Genomic DNA, 422 nt, shown 5'->3' on the forward strand with positions numbered 1-422 from the left:
GCCACCCTGCTGTGCCTGATATCACCGATAATGGCGATCCTCAGTCCTGAAAAACGTCCAAATTCTTGATAAATCGTTAATAGGTCTAATAATGATTGTGTCGGGTGATGACCACAACCATCGCCTCCGTTTATAATAGGGATATTTATTTTTTCTACTAGTTCATCAAAATATCGGTCTTGCTGGTGGCGAATCACAATGGTATTTACTCCGAGGGCTTCTAGGGTCTTTACAGTATCGTAAAGTGTCTCTCCTTTTTGAACACTGGAGGTTTGTACTTCAAACGGGATCACACCTAATCCCAATTTTCTTTCGGCAACTTCAAAACTGCATTTGGTTCTCGTACTTGCTTCAAAGAATAAGTTTGCAGCGAATAGCTGCCGAGTTGGACGCCAGCTCATCCCATCTGCAAAAGCTTGAGC

At 42.9% G+C, this 422-nt stretch carries 1 protein-coding gene; it reads right to left on the reverse strand.

The window, feature by feature from the left end; all coding sequences use genetic code 11:
- Nucleotides 1–422 (reverse strand): aspartate carbamoyltransferase (locus C9J29_RS24060; RefSeq protein WP_473808336.1); only part of this gene is annotated, 422 nt, incomplete at both ends.

Origin of the sequence: Lysinibacillus fusiformis, assembly GCF_003049525.1 — a bacterium.
Classification (GTDB): domain Bacteria; phylum Bacillota; class Bacilli; order Bacillales_A; family Planococcaceae; genus Lysinibacillus; species Lysinibacillus fusiformis.